The organism is Psychrobacillus sp. NPDC093200, from assembly GCF_050280345.1.
Lineage (GTDB): Bacteria > Bacillota > Bacilli > Bacillales_A > Planococcaceae > Psychrobacillus > Psychrobacillus faecigallinarum.
On the sequence record NZ_JBNNVC010000002.1, the window covers coordinates 382,065 to 407,226 of the forward strand.

Consider the following 25,162-nt stretch of genomic DNA (forward strand, 5'->3'; position numbering starts at 1 on the left):
ATTAAATAAGTGACTCCGTAAAAAAATAATAAAAAGACCGATAATGCGAATGCAAATTATCGGTCTTTGTCGTTTTTATAGTATTGACGTATAATCTTCTAGGCAATTTCATTCTCTGTCTTCTCTATCTCCTCTATTTTAACTAGCTTAAAGACAAGAAACATAAGTAGTATGCCAAGAACACCACAGCCGATATAAAATGGATTTAAATAGTTTTTCATGACAAGTGAAAGTATAGGTGGTCCTGCTGCAACCCCTATAAAACGAGCTGAACTATAAAAAGAAGAAATGGTGCCTCGCTCTTCTTTTTTTATATTTTCTGTGATTATTGTGTCTAAGACAGGGAGTATGGCTCCAATAGCTATACCAAGTATACTTGTAACTATTAACAACAGAATGAGTTGTTCCTTGACAAAACCAATAAACACGACACTAGCTGAACTAATAATAAGAGATATGATCATCATTCGTTTAATCGTTTGGAGCTTTCCTTGAATTTTTCGGCCAGTAAGGAAAGAAGATATACATAAAAACAATAGGGGGATTGCTAAGACAAAACCTTTCTTAACACCTTTAATATCATGAATTTTTTCTAGTATTTCTGATAAGTAAAACAATACTCCGAATAATACGAACATCGCAAAGATACCATTTAAAAATACCGAAGTCAGCCACTTACCCTCTGCTTTAAAGGTTTCCTTTACTTTACTTAAAAATTCTTTTATTTTGTCTGGCTCTTCATTGTCCCCTTTAGGAACTTTGACAAAGAAAAATATTAAAACGAAAGCAATGGCACTAAAAATTGAGATTGAAAAGAATGGAAAAAACCATAGTATTGCTGCAATCGCCGAGCCTATAATAGGACTTAACACTTTCCCAAGCGTATTAGATGTTTCAATAATACCTAAGGTGGAGCTAGTTTTTTCTGAATCATCTTTAAAAAGGTCTCCGACTAGTGGTAATACAATCGGCATTGCTCCTGCCGCACCCATCCCTTGTAAAATTCTACCAATAATAATAGTTGTGTAAGGATTCTCCATTTTCCAAGAGGCAAAACCAGCAATTAGTCCACCTATCAAAGCAAGAAGTAAGCAGGGCAAAATAATTTTCTTTCTTCCTAATCGATCCGATAAATAACCAGCCACTGGAATGAGAATAATAGCGGCAATGGAGTAACTAGTTATAATCATACTCGATTGAAAAGAACTGATATCCACCTTTTTTTCTAAGATCGGCAAAACTGGAATCAGCATAGAGTTCCCTAACGTCATAACTAAAGGAATGGAAGATATGCTTATAATACACATCTTGCTTACTGTATTATTTTCATCTTTCTTACCCAACCTACACACCTCAATTTTAATTGTCAATTAAGGGTATGTTCTCCTTGAGAAATTGTTTTATGCATTCATCAAAACAAATGTCCTCTAACAGTTAATTATTATGTATAAGGAAAAATCCTTAACTTAAAATAAGGAATAGTAGGCCTGAATGCCAAAGTAAATTCCAAACCCAATCATTGATAATGATGAAATAATGGACACCGTTTTTAGAAGAGAAGTTGATAATAATTTTCTTGAACCACTTGAGATAGTAGCCATCGTTAAGTCTACAAGTGTAATACCTAATAAGATAGTAATACTATATAAAATAACTTCTAGTCCAGATAACGAGCCACTAGCGCCACCAACTAGTATGGAGCCATAAATCCCAAGCCAAAATAAAATAGTCAAAGGATTCAATAATGCCATGAGTAGCCCCGATAAAAAAGAATGTCTTAAACGTACTACTTTTCGATATTTTGCATCCATAGATATATTATTGACCGTAAGTAAATTTTCAATGCCAGTATACATCAGAACAAAGAAGCCAAAAGACCATAAAAAAGTTTTCATCATTGGACTGTCGATAAATTGTCCCACTCCAAAATACACCATAAGCATATAAAGTATATCTGTTGCAATGGCACCCAAACCAAAAAACCATGCATGAAAAAATCCATTCTTTATACCGGTATTAAGTAGGGTAGCCTTTACAGGGCCAATGGGTGCCGCCAAGGAGACACCAAGAATAAAATACGTCATCAGTGAATTCACAAATAGACCTCCGTTAAATGTCTTGTCTATGAATAATATTCACAGGTAGGGACATCTAGGACTAGTTTTCAATAGAATTTTTAAGTGGTGACTTTAATCATAAATTAAAGGAATTAAGTATGAGTATGAAAATTTTACTATAAATAATTATTCAGAATAGTTAAATTATAGTGTGTTGTTTCATTTGAAATTCATTAATATCTGTGATAATATACAAGTAATACGAATCCTGATGTGTTCGCAAAATGCCAATCAGTTTTGACCGAACAATTATATCGTCGGGAGTCTAACTTTTATTGTTGATGACATGCCCTCTAGTCTAGGGACTTCAAAGACAGTGAAGAGGACACCCACCTGCTCTGTGCGGGTTCAAAACGATAAGCTCTATTAGTCGGCACGATTGGGATTCGTCTATCTTTAAACAGTCAGCCTCCTGCATATTATTTGTAGGAGGTTTTTTGTGAGCTTTGAGGTCGGCATGTGCCCCAATTCCTCAATTATAATCAAATAGTAATCTCTATCTGAGCAAAAAAGAACAAGAAATGAATAAATCTTTTTGAAATAGGATTAGCTATCGTTAGACGACATATTAGATACATCGACTTAAAAGTTGCATTTAGTTTATAATATGAGTCGTGGGTACAACAGTAATAAATTTAGAATGTACTAGCGTAGGCATAATGATTTTGTTAGTATTTGAGAAGTGAAAAGATAAAACCAACTAATCTGATATAAATGGAGTGTTTAGTATGTTACATCAATTTTCTAGAAATGAACTTGCTATCGGTAAAGAGGGTGTAAATCTCTTGAAAAATACAACTGTTGCAATTTTAGGAGTCGGAGGTGTCGGTTCATTTGCAGCAGAGGCATGTGCTCGCAGTGGAGTGGGGCGTATTATTTTAGTTGATAAGGATAACGTGGATATTACGAATATCAATCGTCAATTAGTAGCCTATATGTCTACAATTGGGCGATCAAAATCCGAGGTGATGAAAGAGAGAATAGCAGATATTAATCCAGAATGTGAAGTAATTGACATGCATATGTTTTATACCGAAGAAACTTATGAACAATTTTTTGAGATGAATATTGATTATGTAATAGATGCATCTGATACCATTGTATATAAAATTCATCTAATGAAGGAATGTTTAAAACGAGGCATTAAAATTATTTCTAGTATGGGAGCAGCAAACAAAACGGATCCAACTCGATTTAAAATTGTAGATATCTCTAAAACACATACCGATCCAATAGCAAAAGTGATTCGTACTAAGCTTCGTAAAGAAGATCGAATTACAAAAGGTATCCCAGTAGTCTTTTCGGATGAAAGTCCTATCGTAGTAAGAGAAGATGTAGTAGAGACAGTAGGAAAACCAGATGCAGCAATTCGTAAAGCAAAAATGCCACCATCATCTAATGCTTTTGTACCTTCTGTAGTTGGATTAATCTGTGCTAGCTGGGTAATAAATGATATCACGAAAAATATTACAGTGAATCGAGTGCAGTAATTGGTTGCAGTTTTTTCCACATCACTTATACTAAAACTAATCACATTTCAAACGAGGTGGAAACTTTATGACAGAAACAACAAATCAAGAAGAGCCAAAGAAAAAAATGACTCTTCAAGAAGCTGTGAAACAAAAGCTTGAAGAAAAGAAAAACCAAGCTGGTGGCGGCAAAGCAAAAGGAAACGGTCCAGCAGCCAACCAAAAAATGAAAAGCCAGCAAACCAAGAAAGTGAGTAATACACGCAGAAAAATGGGTGTGTAATTACTAAATTCGAAGGTGCACACCTTTAAGTTTGCGAACAAAAAACGCTACCGATTTTTTCGGTAGCGTTTTTTCATGGTAAAGCAGTATATGAATTTCTCTATTTCTCGCATTGCCAACAGGCACAAAAGCTATTTTTCTACTTTTCCTTCTTAAATTTCTCCAATTTGTTATAAATAGCAGAAAGACGTTTCTCTTCCCCTGCATCTATTGGATCGTAGAATCTTGTTCCGACTAAATTATCTGGAAGATAGGTTTGGTTTACCCAACCGCCAAAGGTTCCTATTTTATGATCATGAGGATATACATAGCCACCATGTCCAAGCTCCTTGGCTCCAGAGTAATGAGTATCCTTTAAATGACTTGGGATTTCTCCTGTTTTACCTGAATGTATACTACTAATAGCCTTATCAAGTGCTACATATGCCGAATTAGATTTCTCTGATAAGCACATTAAAACTACGGCATTGGCAAGGGGGATGCGTGCCTCAGGGAGTCCAAGTCTTTCTGCTGATTGTATAGCAGCTAATACTTGTGGGCCCACTGAAGGATTGGCAAGTCCAATATCTTCATAGCTCATTACCAATAATCTTCTGCTAACTGCTACCAAATCTCCGTTTTCTAATAGATGGGCAAGATAATATAATGCTGCGTCCGTATCACTACCCCGAACTGATTTTTGCAGTGCAGATAACAGATTATAAAAGTGTGAACCTTTTTTGTCTCCAAAGACGCCTACACGATCGATAAGGCTATCCAGAGTGCCATTCTCCACTACAGTCACGCCATTTTCTTCAAAGCTGGCAAAAACGGTAGATTCTAATAGAGTCAATGCCTTTCGAGCATCTCCATTTGAAGCATCCGCTATTTTTAGCCGTTGCTCATCGGTGATTTTAATAGGAGTTTTGCCTAGCCCTTTGTCAGGATCCTCTAAGGCTCTTTTTAGAAGAACATCTACATCCTCAGTAGTAAGACGCTTTAACTGCTTTATTTCTCCACAGCGTGAGCGTATCGCTGGATTTACATCGTGGAAGGGATTTTCCGTTGTAGCCCCGATAAGAATTATAGAACCGTTTTCAACATGGGGCAAAAGTGTATCCTGCTGTAGCTTGTTGAAGCGATGAATTTCATCTAAAAACAAAATTACCTTTCCGCTAATCCGAGCATCTGCTACGACATCCTCGACATCTTTTTTTCCGGCCTTAGTTGCATTTAATGCAATAAAGGGTAATTTGGTTGTCCCAGCAATCGCAAAAGCTAAAGAGGTTTTGCCCACACCAGGATCTCCATAAAGAAGCATAGATGGTACATGCCCATTCATTATCATTTTATATAGTGCAGTATCCTTACCGATTACATGCTGTTGACCAGCAATTTCATCGATTGTTTGAGGTCTCATTCGATAAGCTAAAGGTTCATTTTGCAAAATGATCTCTCCTTTTTATTCGTATTTGAAATCCTGTTTTTGAAGAGAGGATTGATTGTAAATAAAGTATTTGAGTGACTTTGATCTGGCACCTAGATTACATTTAAGACACTCAAGTACGAATGTATGTCTATTACAAATTGATTGTACTGGAACGTGTTCGTCAAAAGATAATCATTTACTTGTCAGTGCAGGTACAAGCGAATGTGCTTTGGTTATACAAAACGTACATTTGTTCCTTTATTATATAGAAGATGAGACAAAAAGTCATTTTGAAGTCGTTAGCCCTATGAGTTATGCTATACTAGGGAAAGAATTTTTTTACCTATGAAGTTAATCTAAATAGAAACAATCTAAGTCCTATAAATACTTTTATAGTGAAATATAAGAATGAATGGATAAACGAAAAATGAGGTGGGACAGTTGAAATTTTCAACAAAGGGCCGTTATGGTCTTACAATTATGGTGGCGCTAGGTAAGCAATACGGAGAAGGACCTCATGCGCTACGTCAAATTGCCTCTGAGCATTCCTTATCGGAAGCATACTTGGAGCAAATCGTATCTCCATTGCGCAATGCTGGATTGGTTAAAAGTGTTAGAGGAGCTTATGGAGGCTATATGCTTTCTAAAGCGCCAAATGAAATTACTGCAGGCGATGTCATTCGTGTGCTTGAAGGTCCCATTCAAATAGTTGAAGGAATTGAAGAGGAAGCTCCACCGCAGAGAGAGTTATGGATGAGAATTCGTGATGCGGTCAAGAATGTACTCGATACAACTACTATTGAAGACCTATCAAAATATTCGGAAGAAAACCCAGATACAAAAGGGTATATGTTTTATATATAAGGAGTTAAGAGTTCATCATGAATAGAATATATTTAGATCATGCTGCTACAACGCCAATGGCAGAACAAGTGGTCAATACATTTGTAGAAGAAATAAACCAAATATACGGAAATGCATCTAGTATTCATCAAACAGGTAGAAACGCTAGGAAAAAACTAGACGATGCTCGAGCAATTCTAGCTCACTCTATTGGCTGCCATGAAACAGAGATAACTATTACGAGTGGTGGGACAGAAGCTGACAATTATGCGATATTTGGGACAGCATATGCCCGTAAAGATGTAGGTAAGCATATTATTACTACACAAATAGAACACCACGCTGTTTTGCATGCCTGTGAACAACTTGAAAAAGAAGGCTTTGAAATAACCTACCTACCCGTAGACAGTTCTGGCTTAATCAGTATTGAATACTTGAAAAAATCATTACGAGAAGATACTATTTTAGTTTCTGTAATGTTTGCAAACAATGAAGTAGGAACGATTCAGCCAATTAAAGAAATTGGAAATCTCCTAAAGGATCACCAAGCATACTTCCATACGGATGCCGTACAGGCCTACGGCAGTGTCAAAATAGATGTACAAGAGTTCCATATTGATATGCTAAGCGTATCAAGTCACAAAATTAATGGACCTAAAGGAATTGGTTTTTTATATCAACGAAAAGATATTTATTTAAAGCCATTATTGTATGGTGGACAGCAGGAACGAAAAAAACGAGCAGGCACCGAAAATGTCCCTGCAGTTGTTGCATTTGCCAAAGCAGTTGAGCTTAAACAGCAAAATATAGAGGATAACAATTCGCATTATCGTAAGCTAAAGGATGCTTTTGTCAAACAGTTGGAGAAAAATGGAGTAGATTTTAAAATCAACGGGACGCAGAACGAGGTTCTAACCCATGTTGTGAACTTAAGTATTCCGAAAACAGATGTAGAGACATTCCTCGTCCAATTAGATTTAGCAGGAATCGATGCCTCAAGCGGCTCAGCTTGTACAGCAGGCTCTATAGATCCATCCCATGTGCTAGTTGCTATGTACGGAGAGAGCTCTCCAGAACTAAGAAACTCAGTACGTTTTAGCTTTGGGCTAAACAATACTAAAGAAGAAGCTGTAGAAGCAGCTAACAAAATAAGTGAAATTATTCTTGGATAACTGAAATGAGTGAGTAATGATGAAGAGAAAAGAAGATACAAGAGTTGTAGTCGGTATGTCAGGAGGAGTTGATTCCTCCGTTGCTGCCTATCTTTTAAAAGAACAAGGTTATGATGTAATCGGGATTTTCATGAAAAACTGGGATGATACAGATGAAAATGGAGTTTGTACGGCAACAGAGGATTATGAAGATGTTATTAAAGTATGTAACCAGATTGGTATACCTTATTATGCTGTTAATTTTGAAAAACAATATTGGGATAAAGTATTTTCATATTTCTTAGAGGAATATAAAGCGGGACGAACACCAAATCCTGACGTAATGTGTAACAAAGAAATAAAATTCAAAGCATTTTTAGAGCATGCATTGGCACTTGGGGCTGATTATCTTGCAACGGGTCATTATGCTCAAGTAGAAGTGCGAGACGGCCAAACGAGGATGCTAAGAGGCAGAGATAATAATAAGGACCAGACCTATTTCTTGAACCAATTGAATCAAGAACAGCTTGAAAAGGTTATGTTCCCAATTGGACATTTAGAAAAGAAAAAAGTGCGGGAAATTGCTCTGGAGCAAGGACTTGCGACAGCTACTAAAAAGGATTCCACTGGAATTTGCTTTATAGGTGAGAGAAATTTCAAAGAGTTTCTAAGTCAATATCTACCAGCTAAACAAGGTACGATGGAAACAATGGACGGAAAAGTGATGGGCAAACATGATGGCTTAATGTACTACACTATTGGCCAACGTCATGGCTTAGGCATTGGTGGTTCAGGTGATCCTTGGTTTGTTATAGGAAAAGACTTGAAAAGAAATGTTTTATTAGTTGGACAAAATATCAATAATGATGCTTTGTTCTCTACAAGCCTTACTGCTACTGATTTATCTTTTACAACTACATTAGACAAGCCAGCATCTTTTGATTGCACAGCTAAATTCCGTTATCGTCAAGAAGATGTAGGAGTTCATGTAGAGCTACTGGCTGACAATCGTGTTCGTGTAATATTCGATCAACCAGTTCGTGCGATAACTCCTGGTCAAGCAGTTGTTTTCTATAAAGGGGATGAATGCCTTGGGGGAGCAACAATTGACGAAGTATTTAAAGATGGTCTTAAACTGGATTATGTAGGTTAACGGAGGTAATGGATTTGAATTTTAATGAACTAGGAATCCAAGCGATTCAAGAAGAAAATTATGAAAAAGCAGCAGAGTTATTTACAAAAGCAATTGAAGAAAACCCAGAAGAGTCAATTGGTTATATTAATTTTGGCAATTTACTAGCTTCTATGAATGAAAACGAACGTGCGGAGCGTTTCTTTCAAAAAGCAATTACTTTAGACGAAAATGCTGCAACTGCATACTATAGCTTAGCAAACTTGTATTTTAATGCTGAACGCTTTGAAGAGGCTGCCAAGTTATATGAAAAAGCAATTACAAATGGTATAGAAGGCCCGGATGCTTATTTTATGCTTGGTAAAAGCTTTCAAAAAGTGGATCAAACTAAGCTTGCCCTTCCATATCTTCAGAGAGCCTATGAATTGGACTCCCAAGATATTCAGATTAAGCTAACATATGGCATAGCACTTGCAAGTATAGAAATGTTCGATGTGGCAGAACCAATCTTCAAAGAAATTTTAGCATTAGATCCAGAAAATGCAGATGCTCATTACAATATGGGGGTATTATATGCCGTGTCTACTTCAGACACAGAAAGTGCCCTTAAGCATTTGAAAGAAGCTTTTACCATTCAACCAAACTATGATCAAGCAAGATATGTGTACGATATGATTTCTCTACGTAATTAAGAAAAAGTTAGGAGGCGGTTGTGATGACAAATGAAATGATTAATAATGAAAAGCAATTTATTGCTGGTCGACCAATCGTCTCTATTTTTCATAATCCCCAAAACCTGTTCTCCATCATTAAATTAAAAGTAAAATCAACAAATACCGTATATAAGGAGAAAGAAATAATTGTAACTGGTTATTTTCCTCCATTGGTTTTGGAAGAGGCATATAAATTTACTGGTTATATTAAAAATCATCCTAAGTATGGGGTTCAATTTCAGGTAGAAACTTTTCAAAAAGAAGTTCCTGCTACTGAGACAGGTATAGTCCATTATCTTTCAAGTGATATGTTTCCTGGAATAGGGAGAAAGACTGCTGAGCAGATTGTGAAAAAGCTTGGAGAAAATGCGATCAATCGAATTTTAGATGACCCTTCTGCATTGGATATTATTCCAAGGTTGGCAGAGGAAAAGAAGCAGACAATCAGAGCTACCTTGGAGCAAAATCTAGGCTTGGAAAAAGTAATGATTCAGCTAAATGAATGGGGCTTCGGTCCACAAATAGCGATGAAAATCTATCAGGTCTATAGAGAAGAAACAATCTCTAAACTAACTGATAATCCATATCGTTTAATAGAAGATGTGGAGGGTGTTGGTTTTGTTCGTGCTGATGAGCTAGGCTATAAGCTTGGGATAAAAGGAAATCATCCGGACCGCATAAAAGCTGCTATCTACCATTTACTTCAATCATCTTCACTGAGTGAGGGACATGTTTTTCAATATGCTGAGCAACTTCTTGAAGACGTTAAAAGAATGCTTGAAAATGCCCAAAGAGAAGAAATCTCTTATGATGCTATAACCAAATGCTGTATTGAACTCGCAGAGGAAAGCCGTATTGTTGGGGAAGTTAACCGATTTTATATTCCTTCTCTATATTTTTCAGAGGTGGGAATCAGTTCGAAAGTGGAAACCTTGTTAACAGAGAAGGACCTTCATCATTTTCCGTTGTCGGAGATTAAAAAGCATTTAGGGGCATTAGAGGAGCGCTTAGGTGTTCAATATGCAAAAACACAAATTAAGGCGATTGAAACCGCTCTGAACTCTACTATAACTCTCTTAACGGGAGGGCCTGGAACCGGGAAAACGACTGTTGTAAGAGGAATCGTAGAGCTCTATGCAGAGCTACATGGACTATCCTTAGATCCAAAAGAATGGGCGAAAGAACAAAAGCCGTTTCCTATTGTTTTGGCAGCTCCTACAGGGAGAGCTGCAAAGCGTTTAAGTGAATCGACCGAGCTACCAGCTATGACGATTCATAGACTACTCGGTTTTAATGGGCAAGAAGATAATGATACAGAAGGCAAAGAGATTGAAGGTAGATTAGTAATTATCGATGAGACTTCCATGCTAGACACGTGGCTAGGGCATCAGCTCTTAAAGGCAATCCCCAAAGACGCTCAAGTCATATTTGTAGGTGACCAAGATCAGTTGCCACCTGTTGGTCCGGGTCAGGTATTAAAGGATCTACTGGCTTGTAAAAGGATACCTACAGTGGAGCTTGTCGATATTTATCGTCAATCTGAAGGGTCCTCAATTATTGAGCTAGCACACGAGATGAAAAAAGGAAGTGTGCCTGCAACTCTAACTGCGAAAACTAAGGATCGCTCATTCATCAAGGCTTCTCCGGAACAAATTCCTAAAGTAGTAGAACAAGTTTTGAAAGCAGCATTATCGAAGGGACAATCCATCCGAGAAATTCAGGTTCTAGCTCCTATGTATCGTGGACCGGCTGGGATTGACACGCTAAATAAGATGATTCAAGAAATGGTCAATCCAAATCCAGACGGTACAAGAAAAGAGATGACCTTCGGAGAAACTATTTATCGGATTGGAGATAAAGTACTTCAGCTGGTCAACCAACCAGAAAGTAATGTCTTTAATGGTGATATGGGTGAGGTAGTGGCTCTTTTTAAAGCAAACGAAACAGTGGAAAAGAAAGAGATGCTAGTCGTATCATTTGATGGCAATGAAGTAACATATGAAAAAAATGATTTGAATCAAATTACTCTTGCCTATTGTTGCTCTGTCCATAAGTCACAAGGCAGTGAATTCCAAACGGTTATTATGCCGGTTACTAGAAGCTATATGAAAATGCTTAGACGCAATTTGTTGTATACAGGTATAACAAGAGCAAAAAACTTTTTAATTCTTTGTGGTGATCCGGAAGTTTTTACTTTTGGAGTGAAACGAACGGATGATTTACAGCGTTTAACAACGTTAAAGGAACGTCTTGCGGACGAAGAAACAGTAGAAGATGCAAAATCAATAGCTGAAGAAATAGAAGCAAAAGAAGCTACAAGTCAATCTACGCATGATGATTTAGTCACTACTTATTTATCCTTAGACAATTATCATTCGATTGACCCAATGATTGGCATGAAGGGTATAAATCCCTATCAGTTCTTAGATTCGGATTGACAGAGGACAAATAGTTACTTATAATCAGAATTGTATATATGAAAATGTAGACGGAGAAAGTACTATTGTTACCTGATTAGAGAAGGGTTCCATGGCTGAAAGAATCCCCAGATTATAACAATTAGGAAAGCTACTTCTGAGTGCAGCTAATACCTGCCGTTTAACCGCGTTAAGGTTTCTTGAGAGACATGGCAGAAATACACTGCTATGTAACTAGGGTGGTACCGCGAAATAATAGCTTTCGTCCCTTTTAGGGATGAGGGCTTTTTTTATTTTATTTTTTTAGGAGGAATGAAAGATGAAACAGTTAACAGGTGCACAAATTAGACAAATGTATTTAGATTTCTTTATCGAAAAAGGCCATACACAAGAGCCTTCAGCGCCACTTGTACCCATTAATGATCCATCATTATTATGGATAAATAGTGGTGTTGCAACTCTAAAAAAATATTTTGATGGACGAGTGATTCCAGATAATCCCCGTATCACCAATGCACAAAAATCAATCCGTACGAATGACATTGAAAATGTGGGAAAGACGGCAAGACACCATACCTTCTTTGAAATGTTAGGGAATTTCTCAATTGGAGAATATTTCAAAAAGGAAGCTATCCACTGGGCGTGGGAATTTCTAACTGATGAAAAATGGATGGCTTTTGAACCCGAAAAACTATCAATTACGATCCATCCTGAGGATGAAGAAGCATATGTTATTTGGAGAGATGAGATCGGCATTCCAGAAGAAAGACTTATTCGATTAGAAGGAAATTTCTGGGACATCGGAGAAGGTCCAAGTGGTCCAAACTCCGAAATATTCTATGACCGAGGCGAGTCCTATGGCAATGATATAAATGATCCTGAGCTATATCCAGGAGGAGAAAATGAACGTTATTTAGAAATTTGGAACTTAGTTTTCTCTGAGTTTAACCATAACCCTGATCATACGTACACTCCACTTCCAAAGCAAAATATTGATACAGGCATGGGATTAGAGCGTATGGCTAGTGTGGTGCAAAATGTTCCAACCAACTTCGACACAGATTTATTTATACCTATCATTCGACAAACAGAACAAATTTCTGGAAAAGAATATAGACTAAATAGTGTAGACGACGTTGCATTCAAAGTAATTGCAGATCACATTCGAACTGTTGCTTTTGCGATTGGAGATGGGGCTTTACCTTCAAATGAGGGAAGAGGTTATGTACTTAGAAGGCTACTACGCAGAGCAGTTCGTTTTGCAAAACAGCTAGGAATCGACCAACCATTTTTATTTGAACTAGTGCCTGTAGTAGGAGAAATTATGCAAGATTTCTATCCAGAGGTTACAGAAAAGAAAGATTTTATTATGCGAGTTATTAAAACGGAGGAAGAAAGATTCCACGAAACGTTACATGATGGACTTAGCATTTTAGAAAAGGTTATCGCAGAACAACGAGCTAAGGGAGAATCATTTATTCCTGGTACTACAACCTTCACGTTATATGATACTTATGGCTTTCCTATTGAATTGACCGAAGAATACGCGGAGGAAGCTAATATGACGGTTGACCATGAAGGGTTTAGAGCGGAAATGGAAGCACAGCGTTCTAGAGCACGTGCAGCTCGTCAAAACGTAGATTCCATGCAAGTTCAGTCAGAGGTATTTAGTAACCTTCAAGACGCTAGCGAATTTATAGGCTACGATACTCTTAGTGTAACAACAAAAGTTTCTTCTATAGTTTTGGGGAAAGATCTTGTAAAATCTGCACATGAAGGCGAAGAGGTAAAAGTTATATTAACGCAAACGCCTTTCTATGCTGAAAGTGGTGGGCAGATCGCAGATCATGGTGTAATCGAAAATGATAACTTCCGAGGCTTTGTAAAAGATGTCCAAAAGGCTCCAAACGGACAGAATCTTCATACTGTAGTAATTGAATCAGGAGAAATGATTGTTGAAGCAGAGGTTGTGGCAACAGTGGACCAAAAGCTAAGAGGACTGACGATTAAAAATCACTCTGCTACACATATTTTGCATCAAGCACTAAAAGATGTGTTAGGAAGCCATGTAAACCAAGCGGGCTCATACGTTGGACCCGACCGACTTAGATTTGACTTTTCTCACTTTGGACAAGTTACAAAGGAAGAACTTGAAACAATTGAGCGTATAGTTAACGAGAAGGTGTGGGATAATATTCCGGTAGTAACTGGCTACCATAATATCGATGAAGCTAAAAGTATGGGAGCAATGGCTCTTTTTGGTGAAAAATACGGGGATATAGTTAGAGTCGTTCAGATGGGAACTTATTCTTTAGAGCTTTGCGGTGGTGTACATGTTAAAAATACATCAGAAATTGGCTACTTCAAAATTCTCTCTGAAAGCGGTATTGGAGCAGGAACACGACGAATTGAAGCTGTTACTGGAAAAGGCGCATTTGAGGTTGTCAAGGAAGAGGAACAACTTCTTTCGGAAGCAGCATCATTATTGAAAGCTCAGCCAAAGGATATAGTTATGAAGGTTTCCCAAATACTATTAGATTTAAAAAACATACAACGAGAAAATGAATCCTTATCTGCAAAAATTGCAAATAGTGAAGCAGCATCTGTGTTATCATCAGCACAAACAATTAACAATGTTACCGTGTTATCTGTTAAAGTAGAAGCAAAAGATAACAATCAACTGCGACAAATGATGGATGATCTAAAACAAAAAATGGATAAATCTGTAATAGTTCTAGGAGCAGTGGATGGGGAAAAAGTGATGATTTCTGCAGGCGTGACAAAAGATTTAGTGGGCGGGAACTACCACGCTGGAAATATCGTCAAACTAGTAGCAGAACAATGTGGCGGTAAAGGTGGGGGACGTCCAGACTTCGCAATGGCTGGGGCTAAAGACGCAAGCCAACTTGAAACCGCACTTAACTCAGTTTACGAATATATCAAATCAGTTTAAACTTATCCGAAAATAGGGTATACTTAACAAATAACTAAGCAAACTTCATTACCAAATTGAAAGCGAGGTGCTGATCATGAGCTCATTTGATAAAACAATGAAATTTAATTTCCCAGAGGAATCGATGGAACAAGAAGTAAAACATGTGATGCTTCAGGTCCACTCTGCGTTAGAGGAAAAAGGGTATAACTCTATCAATCAAATTGTTGGCTATTTACTTTCTGGTGATCCAGCTTATATTCCTCGCCATCAAGATGCTCGAAATATGATCCGTAAATTAGAACGTGATGAAATTTTAGAGGAGTTAGTCAAGTTCTATATTAAAAAGAATAATGAGGCGTAATTATGAGAATAATGGGTTTAGATGTCGGTTCTCGCACCGTGGGTGTTGCTATAAGTGACGCTCTCGGGTGGACAGCCCAGGGCATAGAAACAATCAAGATTAACGAAGATGTGCAAGAATTTGGAATTGAGCGGATTGATGAATTGGTAAAACAACATCAAGTAAGTGAATTCGTGGTAGGTTTTCCTAAAAACATGAATAACTCGATTGGTCCCCGTGCAGAGGCATCAGAGCAATTTGCCAAGCTGTTAACTGATAAATACAACTTTCCTGTTACATTATGGGATGAACGATTGACAACGATGGCTGCAGAACGTATGTTAATAGATGCGGATGTTAGTCGAAAAAAACGCAAGCAAGTTATTGACAAGATGGCAGCTGTAATGATTTTACAGGGATATCTTGATAGAAAAAACAGATGAGGTGACCACAAATGGACCACGGACAAGAAAATATCACAGTAGTTGATGAAAACGGGAACGAACAGCTTTGTAACGTACTATTTACATTTGAATCAGAGGAATTTGGTAAATCTTATGTACTTTATTATCCAATCGGTGCTGAAGAGGATGAAAACGAAGAAATCGAAATTCATGCTTCTTCCTTTACTCCAAATGAAAACGGAGAAGACGGAGATTTACTTCCTATCGAAGATGATGCTGAGTGGGATATGATTGAAGAAATGTTAAATACGTTTTTAGATGAAACAGAAGAAGACGAAGACTAATTCAAGCTTAAAAAGGATGGACTGAGTATTCTCAAGCCATCCTTTTTCTTTTTGTACAGCATCATGTATAATAAGGGAGAAAAAAGGGGGCAAGCCCGTGGAAAACAAATCTAAAAAAGAGATAATGTTTAATCGAATGAAAAACAAAAAAAAAGAAGTAAAACTTGTTAGAAGAATTGTATTAGTAATCGCCTTATTCATTATACTAGTTGGAGCTATTGGCGGATACATAGGTTATAACTATGTTAAAGGAGCACTTTCACCGATGGATCCAGATTCGACGGAAAAAGTAACGGTGGAAATTCCTATTGGGTCTGGCATTGATAGCATTTCTTCTACACTTGAAAAGAATGGTATTATTAAAGATGCTAGGATATTTAAATACTATGTAAAATTTAATAACCAATCTGATTTTCAGGCTGGCACGTATGATTTATCTAAGGATATGACTTTAGATGAAATTATCGAAAGCCTAAAAACTGGTAAAATATACAGAGAACCACTATTTTCTTTAACAATTCCAGAAGGTTTAACTTTAGAACAAATTGGAGAAGTAATTGAAAAGAAAACAGGAAACTCTTCAAAGGAATTTTTTGAACTAGTTACTAGTGATGAGTTTGTTGAAAGAATGATGGCAAAATATCCTGCATTGCTTACAGAAGAAATTAAAGGCGAAAACGTCCGTTACGCATTAGAAGGTTATTTATATCCATCGACTTATCCTTTTTTCGAAGAAAAACCGACTAATGAAGAGATTGCAGAATTGTTATTAGCACAGACAGATAGAACTATGGCACCTTATTATGAGTTATTACAAGCAGAAGAAAAATCTGTTCACTGGCTTTTGACTTTTGCTTCATTGTTAGAAGAGGAAGCTACTGCTCAAACAGATCGTCAGAAAATTTCTAGTGTGTTTTACAACCGATTAGAGATTGATATGCCATTACAAACAGATCCAACTGTGCTTTATGCTCTAGGCAGTCATAAAGAGCGCGTTTTATATGAGGACTTAGAATATGAAAACCCATATAATACTTACACAAACAAAGGATTACCACCTGGTCCAATTGCAAATGCCGGGAAGTCCTCCATTGAAGCTGCTTTGGACCCAGAAGATACTGAGTATTTTTATTTCCTAGCTGATAAAGAAGGAAAAAATTATTTCTCCGTCACATATGAGGAACATCTTCAAAAAATTGACGAACATTTAAAATAATAAGCATGCAGGAGAAGGAAGGTTATCGCTTTCCTTCTCCTGCTATGTTATTATTAGATGGGTTTTTTCATTGACCCTGTAATATTAAACAGTTGAATATACTTGTCTATAGGAGTAGAATTTCGAGAAAGTACAAAGACCCTATACACTACATAAGGAACCAACCTGGCATCTAAAAGGAGTAACAAAGCAATGAACATTAGTGAAGACTTTATGAAAAATCTTATTAAACCGAGAGAGTCCATATTAATTGAAATGGAGCAATATGCACTAGAAAACCATGTTCCGATAATGCAACTGTCGGGGATGGAAGCATTACTACAGCTTCTCTCTCTTCAAAAGCCTTCCTCCATTTTAGAACTAGGAACAGCGATTGGTTATTCCTCTATGCGCATGGCTATGAAGCTAGAAGCTACTGAAATTGTTACTGTAGAGCGTGATGAGCATAAGGCAGAACTCGCGAAGGAATATATAAAGCGAGCCAATTTGGATAATCGCATTCAAGTAGTTACTGGTGATGCGTTAGAAATAAATGACGAAGATTTAAATAACCAAAGGTTTGATGCAATATTTATAGATGCTGCAAAAGGACAATATAAAAAATTCTTTGAAAAGTACGCACCTTTGTTAAACGATAGAGGTGTTATTTACTGTGATAACATTTTGTTAAATGGCCTTTCAGAGCTTCCGATGGAGGATGTTCCTAGAAGGAAAAGAACGATGGTGCGCAATCAGCATCAGTTTTTAGAATGGCTATTGCAGCACCCAGATTATGATACAGCATTCTTCCCAGTAGGAGATGGAATGCTAGTCAGTATAAAGAGGTGACATTTATGGATAAAACGGAATTATTAGTGACTCCAAAAAATATTGAGCATATCCGCGAGCTAATTCAGGCAGGAGCAGATGCTTTTTTAGTTGGTGAGCAGTATTTTGGCTTAAGGTTAGCAGGGGAGTTTTCTGTTGAAGAAATAGCTGAGGCGACTAAACTAGTAAGAGAACATGATAAAAAAATCTATGTTGCAATGAATGGTATATTCCATAACGATAAAGTAGATGAGTTAGGTCCATATATGCAAAAAATGCAAGAAATCGGTGTGGATGCAATAGTATTTGGTGATCCAGCAGTAATCATTGCAAAAAGAGAAGCAAAAGTAACTATACCTCTTCATTGGAATACTGAACAAACAGCAACTAACTTCTTTACCGCAAATTATTGGGGAAAACGTGGAGCAACTCGAGCAGTGTTGGCTCGCGAGCTTAGCTTGGAAGAAGTTATTGAAATTAAAGAAAACGCTGAAGTAGAAATCGAGGCACAAGTACATGGAATGACATGTATGTTTCAATCAAAACGTTCATTAATCGGTAACTACTTTCTTTTTCAAGATAAAGCAATGGAAGTGGAAAATCGCTCTCAAAACAATAATATGTTTTTACATGATAAAGAGCGTTCGAATAAATATCCTATTTACGAAGATCAAAATGGAACACACATCTTTAGTCCAAATGATATTTGTATGATTGATGAGCTAGACGAATTTTTGGATGCAGAAGTGGATAGTTTGAAAATTGATGGTATTTTTCATGAGGCGTCTTATGTCACAGAAGTAACTGGCTACTACCGTCAGGCAATTGATGCATATTACGAATCACGAACTGCATACAAAGAAATTAAAAAAGAATTACTCAAAAAAATCGAAGCTATTCAACCGCCGCTTAGACCTTTGGATACCGGTTTCTATTTTAAAGAAACAGTATATTAATTGCTTAGCTCGTAGCTGAATTGTATTTTCAGTTTAGAAAGGAAAGAATACATGTGATAAGCACCAGAATAGATCATATTAGTGAATTAGTCGACGGTAAACGTGTTATTACCAAAAAGCCTGAGTTATTGGCGCCAGCAGGAAGTCTAGAAAAGTTAAAAATTGCTGTTCATTATGGAGCAGATGCAGTTTTTATAGGTGGTCAAGAGTTTGGTTTGCGCTCGAACGCAGGTAACTTTTCTATTCAAGAAATGCGCGAAGGGGTGGAATTTGCCAAACGCTATGGGGCAAAAATCTATGTAACGACTAACATTTTTGCTCATAATGAAAATATGCAAGGACTTGAGACATATTTAAAGTCTATAGAAGATGCGGGAGTTACAGGAATTATTGTAGCCGATCCATTAATCATAGAAACATGTAGAAATGCGGCCCCTAAGCTTGAAATCCATTTAAGCACTCAACAATCGCTTTCAAATTGGAAGGCGGTTCAATATTGGAAGGAAGAGGGCTTACACCGCGTTGTTTTAGCTCGTGAGACTAGCGGTGAAGAGATTAAACTAATGAAAGAAAAAGTGGATATAGAAATTGAGACATTCATCCATGGTGCTATGTGTATTGCTTATAGTGGCAGATGTACACTTTCTAACCATATGACTGCTCGTGATTCTAATAGGGGTGGTTGTTGTCAATCATGTAGATGGGACTATGATTTATATGAGACAGATTCAAATGGTGAGGAAAAAGCGTTGTTTGAGGAAGAAGATATTCCGTTTGCAATGAGTCCGAAAGACTTGAAGCTTGTTGAATCTATTCCTAAGATGATCGAAATGGGTATTGATTCCCTCAAAGTGGAAGGACGCATGAAGTCTATTCACTATATTGCCACGGTTATTAGTGTATACCGTAAAGTAATCGATTCGTATTGTAATGACCCGGCTAACTTTGTAATGAAGCAAGAATGGTTGGACGAGCTTGAAAAATGTGCAAACCGAGAAGCAGATACAGCTTTCTTCGAGGGAGAGCCTGGCGTTGAACAACAAATGTATGGAGTTCACGACAAAAAACTAGGATATGATTTTGTAGGATTAGTGCTTGATTATAACGAGGAAACACAAGTTGTGACGTTACAGCAAAGAAACTATTTCAAGCCTGGAGATGAAGTAGAGTTTTTTGGTCCTGAAATTGATAACGTACGTCTAGTAATCGAAGAGATTAAAAACGAAAAGGGTCAGAAATTGGATGCGGCAAGACATCCTTTGGAAATTGTTCAATTTTATTGCCCTGTAAAATTATATCCAAATAACATGATGAGAAAGGGGTTAAAATAATGGCTAAACGTACTCCGCTTATCATTGGTATCACTGGTGGTTCCGGTTCAGGAAAAACTAGCGTTACCCACGCAATTAGTGAAGTTTTTAAAGACCATTCTGTAGTAGTTATTGAACAAGATTATTATTATAAAGACCAAAGCCATTTGGCATTTGAAGAAAGACTAAATACAAATTACGATCATCCCTTCGCTTTTGACAATGACTTGCTTATTCAGCATGTAAACGATTTGTTAAACGACAAAGCTATTGAAAAACCAATTTATGATTATGCTCAGCATACTCGATCAAGTGAAACAATCTTAATCGAGCCAAAGGATGTTATCATTTTAGAAGGAATTTTAGTGTTAGAGGACGAGCGTTTAAGAAATTTGATGGATATAAAGTTATTCGTAGATACAGATTCCGATTTACGCATTATTCGAAGAATATTACGTGATATTCATGAAAGAGGCCGTACAGTAGAATCTGTAGTAGAGCAATATTTAACGGTAGTTCGTCCGATGCATAATCAATTTATCGAACCAACTAAAAGATATGCAGACGTAATCATCCCTGAAGGTGGTCAAAATGAGGTGGCCATCGATTTAATGGTTACAAAAATAAAAACTATTCTTGAAACTAATGCTATTGTATAATATGATGATGAAAGATTTACAAATATTTCATTAAATTCATATCAAATTAACTTAATGCATATGAATAGGAAATGTATGTTTATAAAGAGGGTATTTAAAGGAGTGTATGGAAGTGTCAACTGAGAAACAATTTCCGATGACCGTTGCAGGTAAGCTTAAACTAGAAGAAGAACTAGAAGTATTGAAAACGGTAAAACGTAAAGAAGTAGTAGAACGTATTAAAATTGCTCGTAGCTTTGGGGATCTATCCGAGAATTCAGAATATGATTCTGCTAAAGAAGACCAAGCATTCGTAGAAGGAAGAATTTCTACCATTGAATCCATGATAAGAAACGCTGTTATCATCGAAGAGGAAGGCAATAATGATATCGTTTCTTTAGGAAAAACGGTTACTTTCGTTGAAATACCAGATGGTGATGAAGAAAGCTATACAATCGTTGGATCTGCAGAAGCCGATCCTTTAGAAGGACTTATCTCAAACGATTCACCAATTGCTAAAGGCCTTTTAGGAAAGAGCACTGGAGATAAAGTGAAAATCATTACTCCAGGTGGAGAAATGGACGTAGAAATCATCTCTATTTCATAATTGGAAGATATTTTATACAAGAGGGGGTAAACAATTTATGTTTGCCCCTTTTTTGCCGTCTTGATAGTATTAAAGTTGATAGACAAAAGTGGGTAATTAAAATGAAACTTAAACCTTTTATTCGCGTCTATTAAATTATAGTTCTCTATCTTTAAAAGGAGGAAGAGTATGCCAGACCAAAACCAAAGAGTTAATTCGCGCTTAAACAATCGAAAGAAAAAAAACAATACAATTTTGAATGTGTTAATCGGAATAGTACTTCTGTTAATTATTGTGGTTATAGTTAATTTAGTGACAAGTGATGATGACAAAAACAACAGTGCAACAGAGAAAGAGGATACTGAATCTGTTTCAGATATCAAAGACACTGAAGAAGTGACAGAACAAGATAAAGAATTGACTACGGAAGAAATTGAAGAAGATAGTGAACAAAATGAGCCTGAGCCCACAACGGAAGACACTGATTCAGCTAATGAACCAGATTCTTCTACCAATAGCTCTCTTGTAACGACAGAAGAATCAGGAGATCCCAATGTTGAATCTGTTATGGTAGACTCGTCCTGGGAGCCCATTGGCACGTCACAAGATGGTGAACATGTTTCAAGCTATGACAAGGATTCGGTAGATTGGAAGGAAAAGGTCGATGCTCTAGCTTACGCTGCAAACTTAGATCCTTCTAGTATGCATGTTAAATTCCTAGGCAATGGAGGTAGCCCTCAAAAGTCTATAGGAACTGTTACATCTAAGGATGGTTCTGAAATTTATCGAATATCGTTAGAATGGGTTGAAGGACAGGGATGGAAGCCAACTAAAAAAGAAAAGCTCATAACTGTAAAATAACATTATAAATTGGGAGCGGTACTTGACTAAAGTGCCGCTCTCCTTTACTTTAAAAGAAGTACTTTTTGAAAGGGGTTATTAATATGAAGATTGCAGTAATCGGAGCAATGGAAGAAGAAGTGGAACTATTAAGAAATACGATTGAGAATTCAGAGACTAAAGAAATTGCAAATAGTGAATTTACAACTGGTACATATAAAAATCATGAGATTATATTGTTGAAAAGTGGAATTGGTAAAGTAAATGCAGCGATGTCTACAGCTATTCTCTTGAATGAGTATAAGCCCGACTATGTGATCAATACAGGTTCAGCGGGTGGATATGACCCTCATCTAGAAGTAGGAGCAATAGTCATCTCAGATGAAGTGAGATATCACGACGTAGACGTTACTGCTTTTGGATATGAAATAGGACAAGTACCTCAGCTACCACCTGCATTTAAATCCGATGAGCGTTTAATGAAGCTTGCAGAAGATGCTGTAAATGAAATTGGTGAACACCAAGCAGCTACTGGCTTAATTGCGACAGGTGATACATTTATGCATAACCCAGACAAAGTTGAAATTGTTCGAAACTACTTTCCTAAGATGAAAGCGTGTGAAATGGAAGCGGCAGCTGTTGCACAGGTTTGTCACCAATTTTCAGTGCCTTTTGTGGTAATTCGTGCATTATCTGACATTGCCGGTAAAGAATCATCAATCAGTTTTGATGAGTTTTTACCTGTAGCAGCAAAGCATTCGACAGAAATAGTATTACAAGTAATTGGGAACATTTAAGTTGTCATTATTTTGACAAACTAAGGCATAGAATACATATAATTTGCATTTCCATTATATGCTATGATGAAAGTATCAAAACGCTTTCACATCAGTCTAGGGGGAGATCAAATGGTTTTTATTATGGCTATGTCTGTTTTAGTTACAGCTGTTTTAGCATTTGTAATGATTGCAGAAACAAGTGAAGATTAAGTTCCTCTAAGCTCTTTTGGTGTTTGATGCATCAAGAGAGTTTTTTTCATGAACATAATATTGATATAATTTGACGAGTGCACGCTTTTCTATTCGTGAGACATAGCTTCTGGATATTTTTAATTGTTTGGAAATCTCTTTTTGTGTCATCGGCTCATGACCTAATAGTCCATACCGACGCACGATGATATCAAGCTCTCGTTTTTCTAACTGGGATAAGTGTTTATATAATCGATTTGTATCCTCCTCTTCAACAAGCTGTTCGTCAGAGCTTTTGTCTAGCCCTTGCAGTAAATCAGTTATTTCTAAGGAATGACCATCCTTATCCATTCCGATTGGCTCATGTAAAGAAATATCCTTTTGTACTTTTTTTAATGAACGTAAGTACATTAGAATCTCATTTTCAATACAGCGTGCTGCATAAGTAGCTAATTTTGTTTTTTTGGTAGGTGTATAGCTATTTACGGCTTTCATCAGACCAATTGTTCCTATTGATATATAGTCGTCTAAAAGCTCGTGTTTAGGGTGAAATTTTTTTACTACATGCGCTACAAGACGCATATTACGCTCTATTAGTTCATCTCTTGCTGTAAGGTCTCCATCTAGAAAACGTTGAATCATTACTTGTTCTTCTTCCGGGGAGAGTGGTTGATGGAACGCCTGCCCTTTCAAATACCCTAGCACAAGTGGCAAATCGATGACAATGTTTATAAATGCGGTTAGAAGACCAGAAATCTTTTTCACCTCCATCTAGTTATACATTCAATATATGTGCAAATCCGACAAAATATGAAAAAAACGACTGCATTTGCAGTCGCTTCTAGAAAATATTATTTCTTGAAATTGTATTAAACTTTTCTCAATGTAAAAGTGCTAATCATTAAAAGTGCAAGTATAATAAATAAGAACATAAAGGTAACAGGTGGAACTAAGTCGATTGCAAAATAGGAAAGAGTCAGAATAACTCCGGCTACGGTAATCGGAAGACCTGTAAAAAATCCATTTGACTCTGAAATATTGAAGCGTGCCAATCTAAAAGCTCCACACGCGATGTATATAACAGTTATAATCATTCCTGCAACACTAAAATTTTGTAATACTAATGAGTACATTAAAAGTGCGGGTGCTATTCCAAAAGAAATAATATCGCTCATAGAATCTAATTGTTTGCCTAGCTCGGATTCCAAGTTGAATTTCCTAGCTACCATTCCATCAAAACGATCTAATAAACCTGCTATAAATATAAATAATACGCTAAAAGAGTAGTATTCATTTACTGTAGCCATAATAGCTGCTCCACCAAACGCTAGATTGCCAATCGTAATCATATTGGCAGCTTGGGTTTTCAGTTTTTTTAATGTTTGAGTCATAGCATTTTGTAAATACATTGCAAATCACTCCTTTACAAATAACATATTTGTTCATTATACTTCGAGTAAACAAAAATTGTAAGTAAATCTTTATAGGGAGACCAAAATGAAAGAAAAATTATACCAATCTATGATTGAATTAACAAATGGTAGATGGTCATCATCTTTACTCAAAGGTTTTGCCCAGTCTAATCTTAGCAAAAAAGTTATACCCGCTTACATTAAATATTTTAATATAGATATAGATGAAATACCATGTCATGTCCATGAATTTTTGACATTACATGATTTTTTTATTCGTTCATTAAAAAAAGATAGTAGAATGATAGATCAAAGTGAGTCTGGAATAATAAGCCCTGTCGACGCAACCATTGAAACTTTTGGTGATATAACGTATGATGGAATTTTTCATGTTAAGGGAAAAGCGTATACGCTTTATGATATGCTCGGCTCCACAAAAATAGGTAAAGAATATGAGAATGGTAAGTTTATGATCTTATATCTTAGTCCTGCTGAATATCATCGCATTCATGCCCCGGTAGACGGTAAGGTTACTCGGCAATATTTGCTAGGAAAGAAATCTTATCCAGTCAACAAATGGGGCTTAGCATATGGAAAGGAAACAATTAGTGGAAACTATCGTTTGTTGACTGAGCTCCAGATGCCCAATGAAAAGCACTGCTTCCATGTTAAGGTGGGGGCTATGTTTGTGAATTCCATCGAACTAACAAACAAAGGCACCGAATGGAGAAAAGGAGAGGAAGTGGGATATTTTTCCTTTGGCTCGACAGTTGTCTTATTGTTTCAAGAAGGCAGTATCGAGTTCTCCAAAGAAATTGGTCCAGGAAAGTTTGTTCAAATGGGTGAGAAAGTCGCAAATATGCTATAATCGTT

The 25,162-nt window shown here is 36.7% G+C and carries 26 protein-coding genes, 1 other RNA gene and 1 other annotated feature; of the genes, 22 read left to right on the forward strand and 5 right to left on the reverse strand.

Annotation, left to right across the window (positions count from 1 at the left end; all coding sequences use genetic code 11):
* Positions 1-98 precede the first annotated feature (98 nt).
* Both ACQKNZ_RS09480 and ACQKNZ_RS09485 read right to left on the reverse strand, forming a co-directional pair.
* Positions 99-1,307, reverse strand: coding sequence for an MFS transporter (locus ACQKNZ_RS09480; protein ID WP_427660134.1), 1,209 nt, complete (start codon positions 1,305-1,307; stop codon positions 99-101).
* A gap of 159 nt (positions 1,308-1,466) precedes the next feature.
* A complete protein-coding gene (locus ACQKNZ_RS09485; RefSeq protein ID WP_144535770.1) occupies positions 1,467-2,096 on the reverse strand; it encodes a LysE family transporter in 630 nt (209 codons plus the stop codon).
* A gap of 223 nt (positions 2,097-2,319) precedes the next feature.
* On the opposite strand from ACQKNZ_RS09485, the gene ssrS reads away from it, so the two are divergent.
* The 3 genes from ssrS (at position 2,320) to ACQKNZ_RS09500 (ending at position 3,869) form a co-directional block, all read left to right on the forward strand.
* Positions 2,320-2,507: non-coding RNA, 6S RNA (gene ssrS / locus ACQKNZ_RS09490), on the forward strand.
* 338 nt (positions 2,508-2,845) lie between these two features.
* A complete protein-coding gene (locus tag ACQKNZ_RS09495; RefSeq protein ID WP_340863368.1) occupies positions 2,846-3,607 on the forward strand; it encodes a tRNA threonylcarbamoyladenosine dehydratase in 762 nt (253 codons plus the stop codon).
* Positions 3,608-3,674: 67 nt separating this feature from the next.
* A complete protein-coding gene (locus ACQKNZ_RS09500; RefSeq protein ID WP_144535774.1) occupies positions 3,675-3,869 on the forward strand; it encodes a hypothetical protein in 195 nt (64 codons plus the stop codon).
* A 139-nt stretch (positions 3,870-4,008) separates the two neighbouring features.
* Here ACQKNZ_RS09500 and ACQKNZ_RS09505 read toward each other — a convergent pair whose 3' ends face one another.
* On the reverse strand, positions 4,009-5,295 hold the full coding sequence (locus ACQKNZ_RS09505) for a replication-associated recombination protein A (RefSeq protein WP_342577122.1): 1,287 nt from the start codon (positions 5,293-5,295) through the stop codon (positions 4,009-4,011).
* A gap of 423 nt (positions 5,296-5,718) precedes the next feature.
* Here ACQKNZ_RS09505 and cymR point away from each other — a divergent pair, with 423 nt between their 5' ends.
* The 18 genes from cymR (at position 5,719) to ACQKNZ_RS09595 (ending at position 22,898) form a co-directional block, all read left to right on the forward strand.
* Positions 5,719-6,141: a cysteine metabolism transcriptional regulator CymR gene (cymR, locus tag ACQKNZ_RS09510; protein ID WP_427659365.1), complete on the forward strand. Its 423-nt coding sequence runs from the start codon at positions 5,719-5,721 to the stop codon at positions 6,139-6,141.
* Between the two features lie 17 nt (positions 6,142-6,158).
* Entirely contained in the window at positions 6,159-7,292 is a 1,134-nt protein-coding gene (locus ACQKNZ_RS09515) for a cysteine desulfurase family protein (RefSeq protein WP_427659367.1), read from the forward strand.
* Positions 7,293-7,308: 16 nt separating this feature from the next.
* Complete coding sequence (mnmA, locus tag ACQKNZ_RS09520; protein ID WP_427659369.1) at positions 7,309-8,424, forward strand: tRNA 2-thiouridine(34) synthase MnmA; 1,116 nt, start codon at positions 7,309-7,311, stop codon at positions 8,422-8,424.
* A 14-nt stretch (positions 8,425-8,438) separates the two neighbouring features.
* On the forward strand, positions 8,439-9,095 hold the full coding sequence (locus tag ACQKNZ_RS09525) for a tetratricopeptide repeat protein (RefSeq protein WP_427659371.1): 657 nt from the start codon (positions 8,439-8,441) through the stop codon (positions 9,093-9,095).
* Positions 9,096-9,118: 23 nt separating this feature from the next.
* The gene (gene recD2 / locus ACQKNZ_RS09530) at positions 9,119-11,554 is read left to right on the forward strand and encodes an SF1B family DNA helicase RecD2 (protein ID WP_427659373.1); all 2,436 of its coding nucleotides are present in this window, start codon (positions 9,119-9,121) and stop codon (positions 11,552-11,554) included.
* 38 nt (positions 11,555-11,592) lie between these two features.
* Positions 11,593-11,806 (forward strand) — a binding site (T-box leader).
* Between the two features lie 46 nt (positions 11,807-11,852).
* Entirely contained in the window at positions 11,853-14,486 is a 2,634-nt protein-coding gene (alaS, locus tag ACQKNZ_RS09535; RefSeq protein ID WP_427659375.1) for an alanine--tRNA ligase, read from the forward strand.
* A gap of 76 nt (positions 14,487-14,562) precedes the next feature.
* Positions 14,563-14,829: an IreB family regulatory phosphoprotein gene (locus tag ACQKNZ_RS09540; protein WP_053588802.1), complete on the forward strand. Its 267-nt coding sequence runs from the start codon at positions 14,563-14,565 to the stop codon at positions 14,827-14,829.
* A 2-nt stretch (positions 14,830-14,831) separates the two neighbouring features.
* Positions 14,832-15,251 carry a Holliday junction resolvase RuvX gene (ruvX, locus tag ACQKNZ_RS09545; RefSeq protein ID WP_144535789.1) on the forward strand — a complete coding sequence of 140 codons (420 nt, stop codon included), beginning with the start codon at positions 14,832-14,834 and terminating at the stop codon, positions 15,249-15,251.
* A gap of 11 nt (positions 15,252-15,262) precedes the next feature.
* Positions 15,263-15,556: a DUF1292 domain-containing protein gene (locus ACQKNZ_RS09550; protein WP_144535791.1), complete on the forward strand. Its 294-nt coding sequence runs from the start codon at positions 15,263-15,265 to the stop codon at positions 15,554-15,556.
* A 97-nt stretch (positions 15,557-15,653) separates the two neighbouring features.
* On the forward strand, positions 15,654-16,772 hold the full coding sequence (mltG, locus tag ACQKNZ_RS09555; RefSeq protein WP_154310616.1) for an endolytic transglycosylase MltG: 1,119 nt from the start codon (positions 15,654-15,656) through the stop codon (positions 16,770-16,772).
* 192 nt (positions 16,773-16,964) lie between these two features.
* Positions 16,965-17,600 carry an O-methyltransferase gene (locus ACQKNZ_RS09560; RefSeq protein ID WP_427659379.1) on the forward strand — a complete coding sequence of 212 codons (636 nt, stop codon included), beginning with the start codon at positions 16,965-16,967 and terminating at the stop codon, positions 17,598-17,600.
* Positions 17,601-17,605: 5 nt separating this feature from the next.
* Positions 17,606-18,535: a peptidase U32 family protein gene (locus ACQKNZ_RS09565; RefSeq protein ID WP_427659381.1), complete on the forward strand. Its 930-nt coding sequence runs from the start codon at positions 17,606-17,608 to the stop codon at positions 18,533-18,535.
* A gap of 56 nt (positions 18,536-18,591) precedes the next feature.
* The gene (locus ACQKNZ_RS09570) at positions 18,592-19,866 is read left to right on the forward strand and encodes a peptidase U32 family protein (protein ID WP_154312297.1); all 1,275 of its coding nucleotides are present in this window, start codon (positions 18,592-18,594) and stop codon (positions 19,864-19,866) included.
* Positions 19,866-20,504 (forward strand): uridine kinase, encoded by a 639-nt coding sequence (gene udk / locus ACQKNZ_RS09575; protein WP_144535799.1) that lies wholly within the window; start codon positions 19,866-19,868, stop codon positions 20,502-20,504. The genes ACQKNZ_RS09570 and udk overlap by 1 nt, the downstream gene beginning before the upstream one ends.
* Before the next feature lie 112 nt (positions 20,505-20,616).
* Positions 20,617-21,090, forward strand: a complete 474-nt coding sequence (gene greA, locus ACQKNZ_RS09580; RefSeq protein ID WP_144535801.1) for a transcription elongation factor GreA — start codon at positions 20,617-20,619, stop codon at positions 21,088-21,090.
* 168 nt (positions 21,091-21,258) lie between these two features.
* Complete coding sequence (locus ACQKNZ_RS09585) at positions 21,259-21,930, forward strand: DUF1510 family protein (RefSeq protein ID WP_427659384.1); 672 nt, start codon at positions 21,259-21,261, stop codon at positions 21,928-21,930.
* Between the two features lie 83 nt (positions 21,931-22,013).
* A complete protein-coding gene (gene mtnN / locus ACQKNZ_RS09590) occupies positions 22,014-22,706 on the forward strand; it encodes a 5'-methylthioadenosine/S-adenosylhomocysteine nucleosidase (protein ID WP_144535805.1) in 693 nt (230 codons plus the stop codon).
* Positions 22,707-22,769: 63 nt separating this feature from the next.
* Positions 22,770-22,898 carry a hypothetical protein gene (locus tag ACQKNZ_RS09595; RefSeq protein WP_260866568.1) on the forward strand — a complete coding sequence of 43 codons (129 nt, stop codon included), beginning with the start codon at positions 22,770-22,772 and terminating at the stop codon, positions 22,896-22,898.
* A 6-nt stretch (positions 22,899-22,904) separates the two neighbouring features.
* Here ACQKNZ_RS09595 and sigK read toward each other — a convergent pair whose 3' ends face one another.
* Positions 22,905-23,633: an RNA polymerase sporulation sigma factor SigK gene (sigK, locus tag ACQKNZ_RS09600; protein ID WP_144537143.1), complete on the reverse strand. Its 729-nt coding sequence runs from the start codon at positions 23,631-23,633 to the stop codon at positions 22,905-22,907.
* Between the two features lie 113 nt (positions 23,634-23,746).
* Positions 23,747-24,286, reverse strand: a complete 540-nt coding sequence (pssA, locus tag ACQKNZ_RS09605) for a CDP-diacylglycerol--serine O-phosphatidyltransferase (RefSeq protein ID WP_427659386.1) — start codon at positions 24,284-24,286, stop codon at positions 23,747-23,749.
* An 88-nt stretch (positions 24,287-24,374) separates the two neighbouring features.
* Between pssA and ACQKNZ_RS09610 the strand changes: the two genes are divergently transcribed.
* Entirely contained in the window at positions 24,375-25,157 is a 783-nt protein-coding gene (locus ACQKNZ_RS09610) for a phosphatidylserine decarboxylase (RefSeq protein WP_427659388.1), read from the forward strand.
* Positions 25,158-25,162: the final 5 nt, after the last annotated feature.

What these genes read in the sequence shown, in the direction of transcription:
- ACQKNZ_RS09480 (WP_427660134.1), bottom strand. Translation starts at nt 1,307, where the DNA reads ATGTGTATTATAAGCATATCTTCCATTCCTTTAGTTATGACGTTAGGG.
- ACQKNZ_RS09495 (WP_340863368.1), top strand. Translation starts at nt 2,846, where the DNA reads ATGTTACATCAATTTTCTAGAAATGAACTTGCTATCGGTAAAGAGGGT.
- ACQKNZ_RS09500 (WP_144535774.1), top strand. Translation starts at nt 3,675, where the DNA reads ATGACAGAAACAACAAATCAAGAAGAGCCAAAGAAAAAAATGACTCTT.
- ACQKNZ_RS09515 (WP_427659367.1), top strand. Translation starts at nt 6,159, where the DNA reads ATGAATAGAATATATTTAGATCATGCTGCTACAACGCCAATGGCAGAA.
- mnmA (WP_427659369.1), top strand. Translation starts at nt 7,309, where the DNA reads ATGATGAAGAGAAAAGAAGATACAAGAGTTGTAGTCGGTATGTCAGGA.
- recD2 (WP_427659373.1), top strand. Translation starts at nt 9,119, where the DNA reads ATGACAAATGAAATGATTAATAATGAAAAGCAATTTATTGCTGGTCGA.
- alaS (WP_427659375.1), top strand. Translation starts at nt 11,853, where the DNA reads ATGAAACAGTTAACAGGTGCACAAATTAGACAAATGTATTTAGATTTC.
- ACQKNZ_RS09540 (WP_053588802.1), top strand. Translation starts at nt 14,563, where the DNA reads ATGAGCTCATTTGATAAAACAATGAAATTTAATTTCCCAGAGGAATCG.
- ruvX (WP_144535789.1), top strand. Translation starts at nt 14,832, where the DNA reads ATGAGAATAATGGGTTTAGATGTCGGTTCTCGCACCGTGGGTGTTGCT.
- ACQKNZ_RS09550 (WP_144535791.1), top strand. Translation starts at nt 15,263, where the DNA reads ATGGACCACGGACAAGAAAATATCACAGTAGTTGATGAAAACGGGAAC.
- ACQKNZ_RS09560 (WP_427659379.1), top strand. Translation starts at nt 16,965, where the DNA reads ATGAACATTAGTGAAGACTTTATGAAAAATCTTATTAAACCGAGAGAG.
- ACQKNZ_RS09565 (WP_427659381.1), top strand. Translation starts at nt 17,606, where the DNA reads ATGGATAAAACGGAATTATTAGTGACTCCAAAAAATATTGAGCATATC.
- udk (WP_144535799.1), top strand. Translation starts at nt 19,866, where the DNA reads ATGGCTAAACGTACTCCGCTTATCATTGGTATCACTGGTGGTTCCGGT.
- ACQKNZ_RS09585 (WP_427659384.1), top strand. Translation starts at nt 21,259, where the DNA reads ATGCCAGACCAAAACCAAAGAGTTAATTCGCGCTTAAACAATCGAAAG.
- mtnN (WP_144535805.1), top strand. Translation starts at nt 22,014, where the DNA reads ATGAAGATTGCAGTAATCGGAGCAATGGAAGAAGAAGTGGAACTATTA.
- ACQKNZ_RS09595 (WP_260866568.1), top strand. Translation starts at nt 22,770, where the DNA reads ATGATGAAAGTATCAAAACGCTTTCACATCAGTCTAGGGGGAGATCAA.
- pssA (WP_427659386.1), bottom strand. Translation starts at nt 24,286, where the DNA reads ATGTATTTACAAAATGCTATGACTCAAACATTAAAAAAACTGAAAACC.
- ACQKNZ_RS09610 (WP_427659388.1), top strand. Translation starts at nt 24,375, where the DNA reads ATGAAAGAAAAATTATACCAATCTATGATTGAATTAACAAATGGTAGA.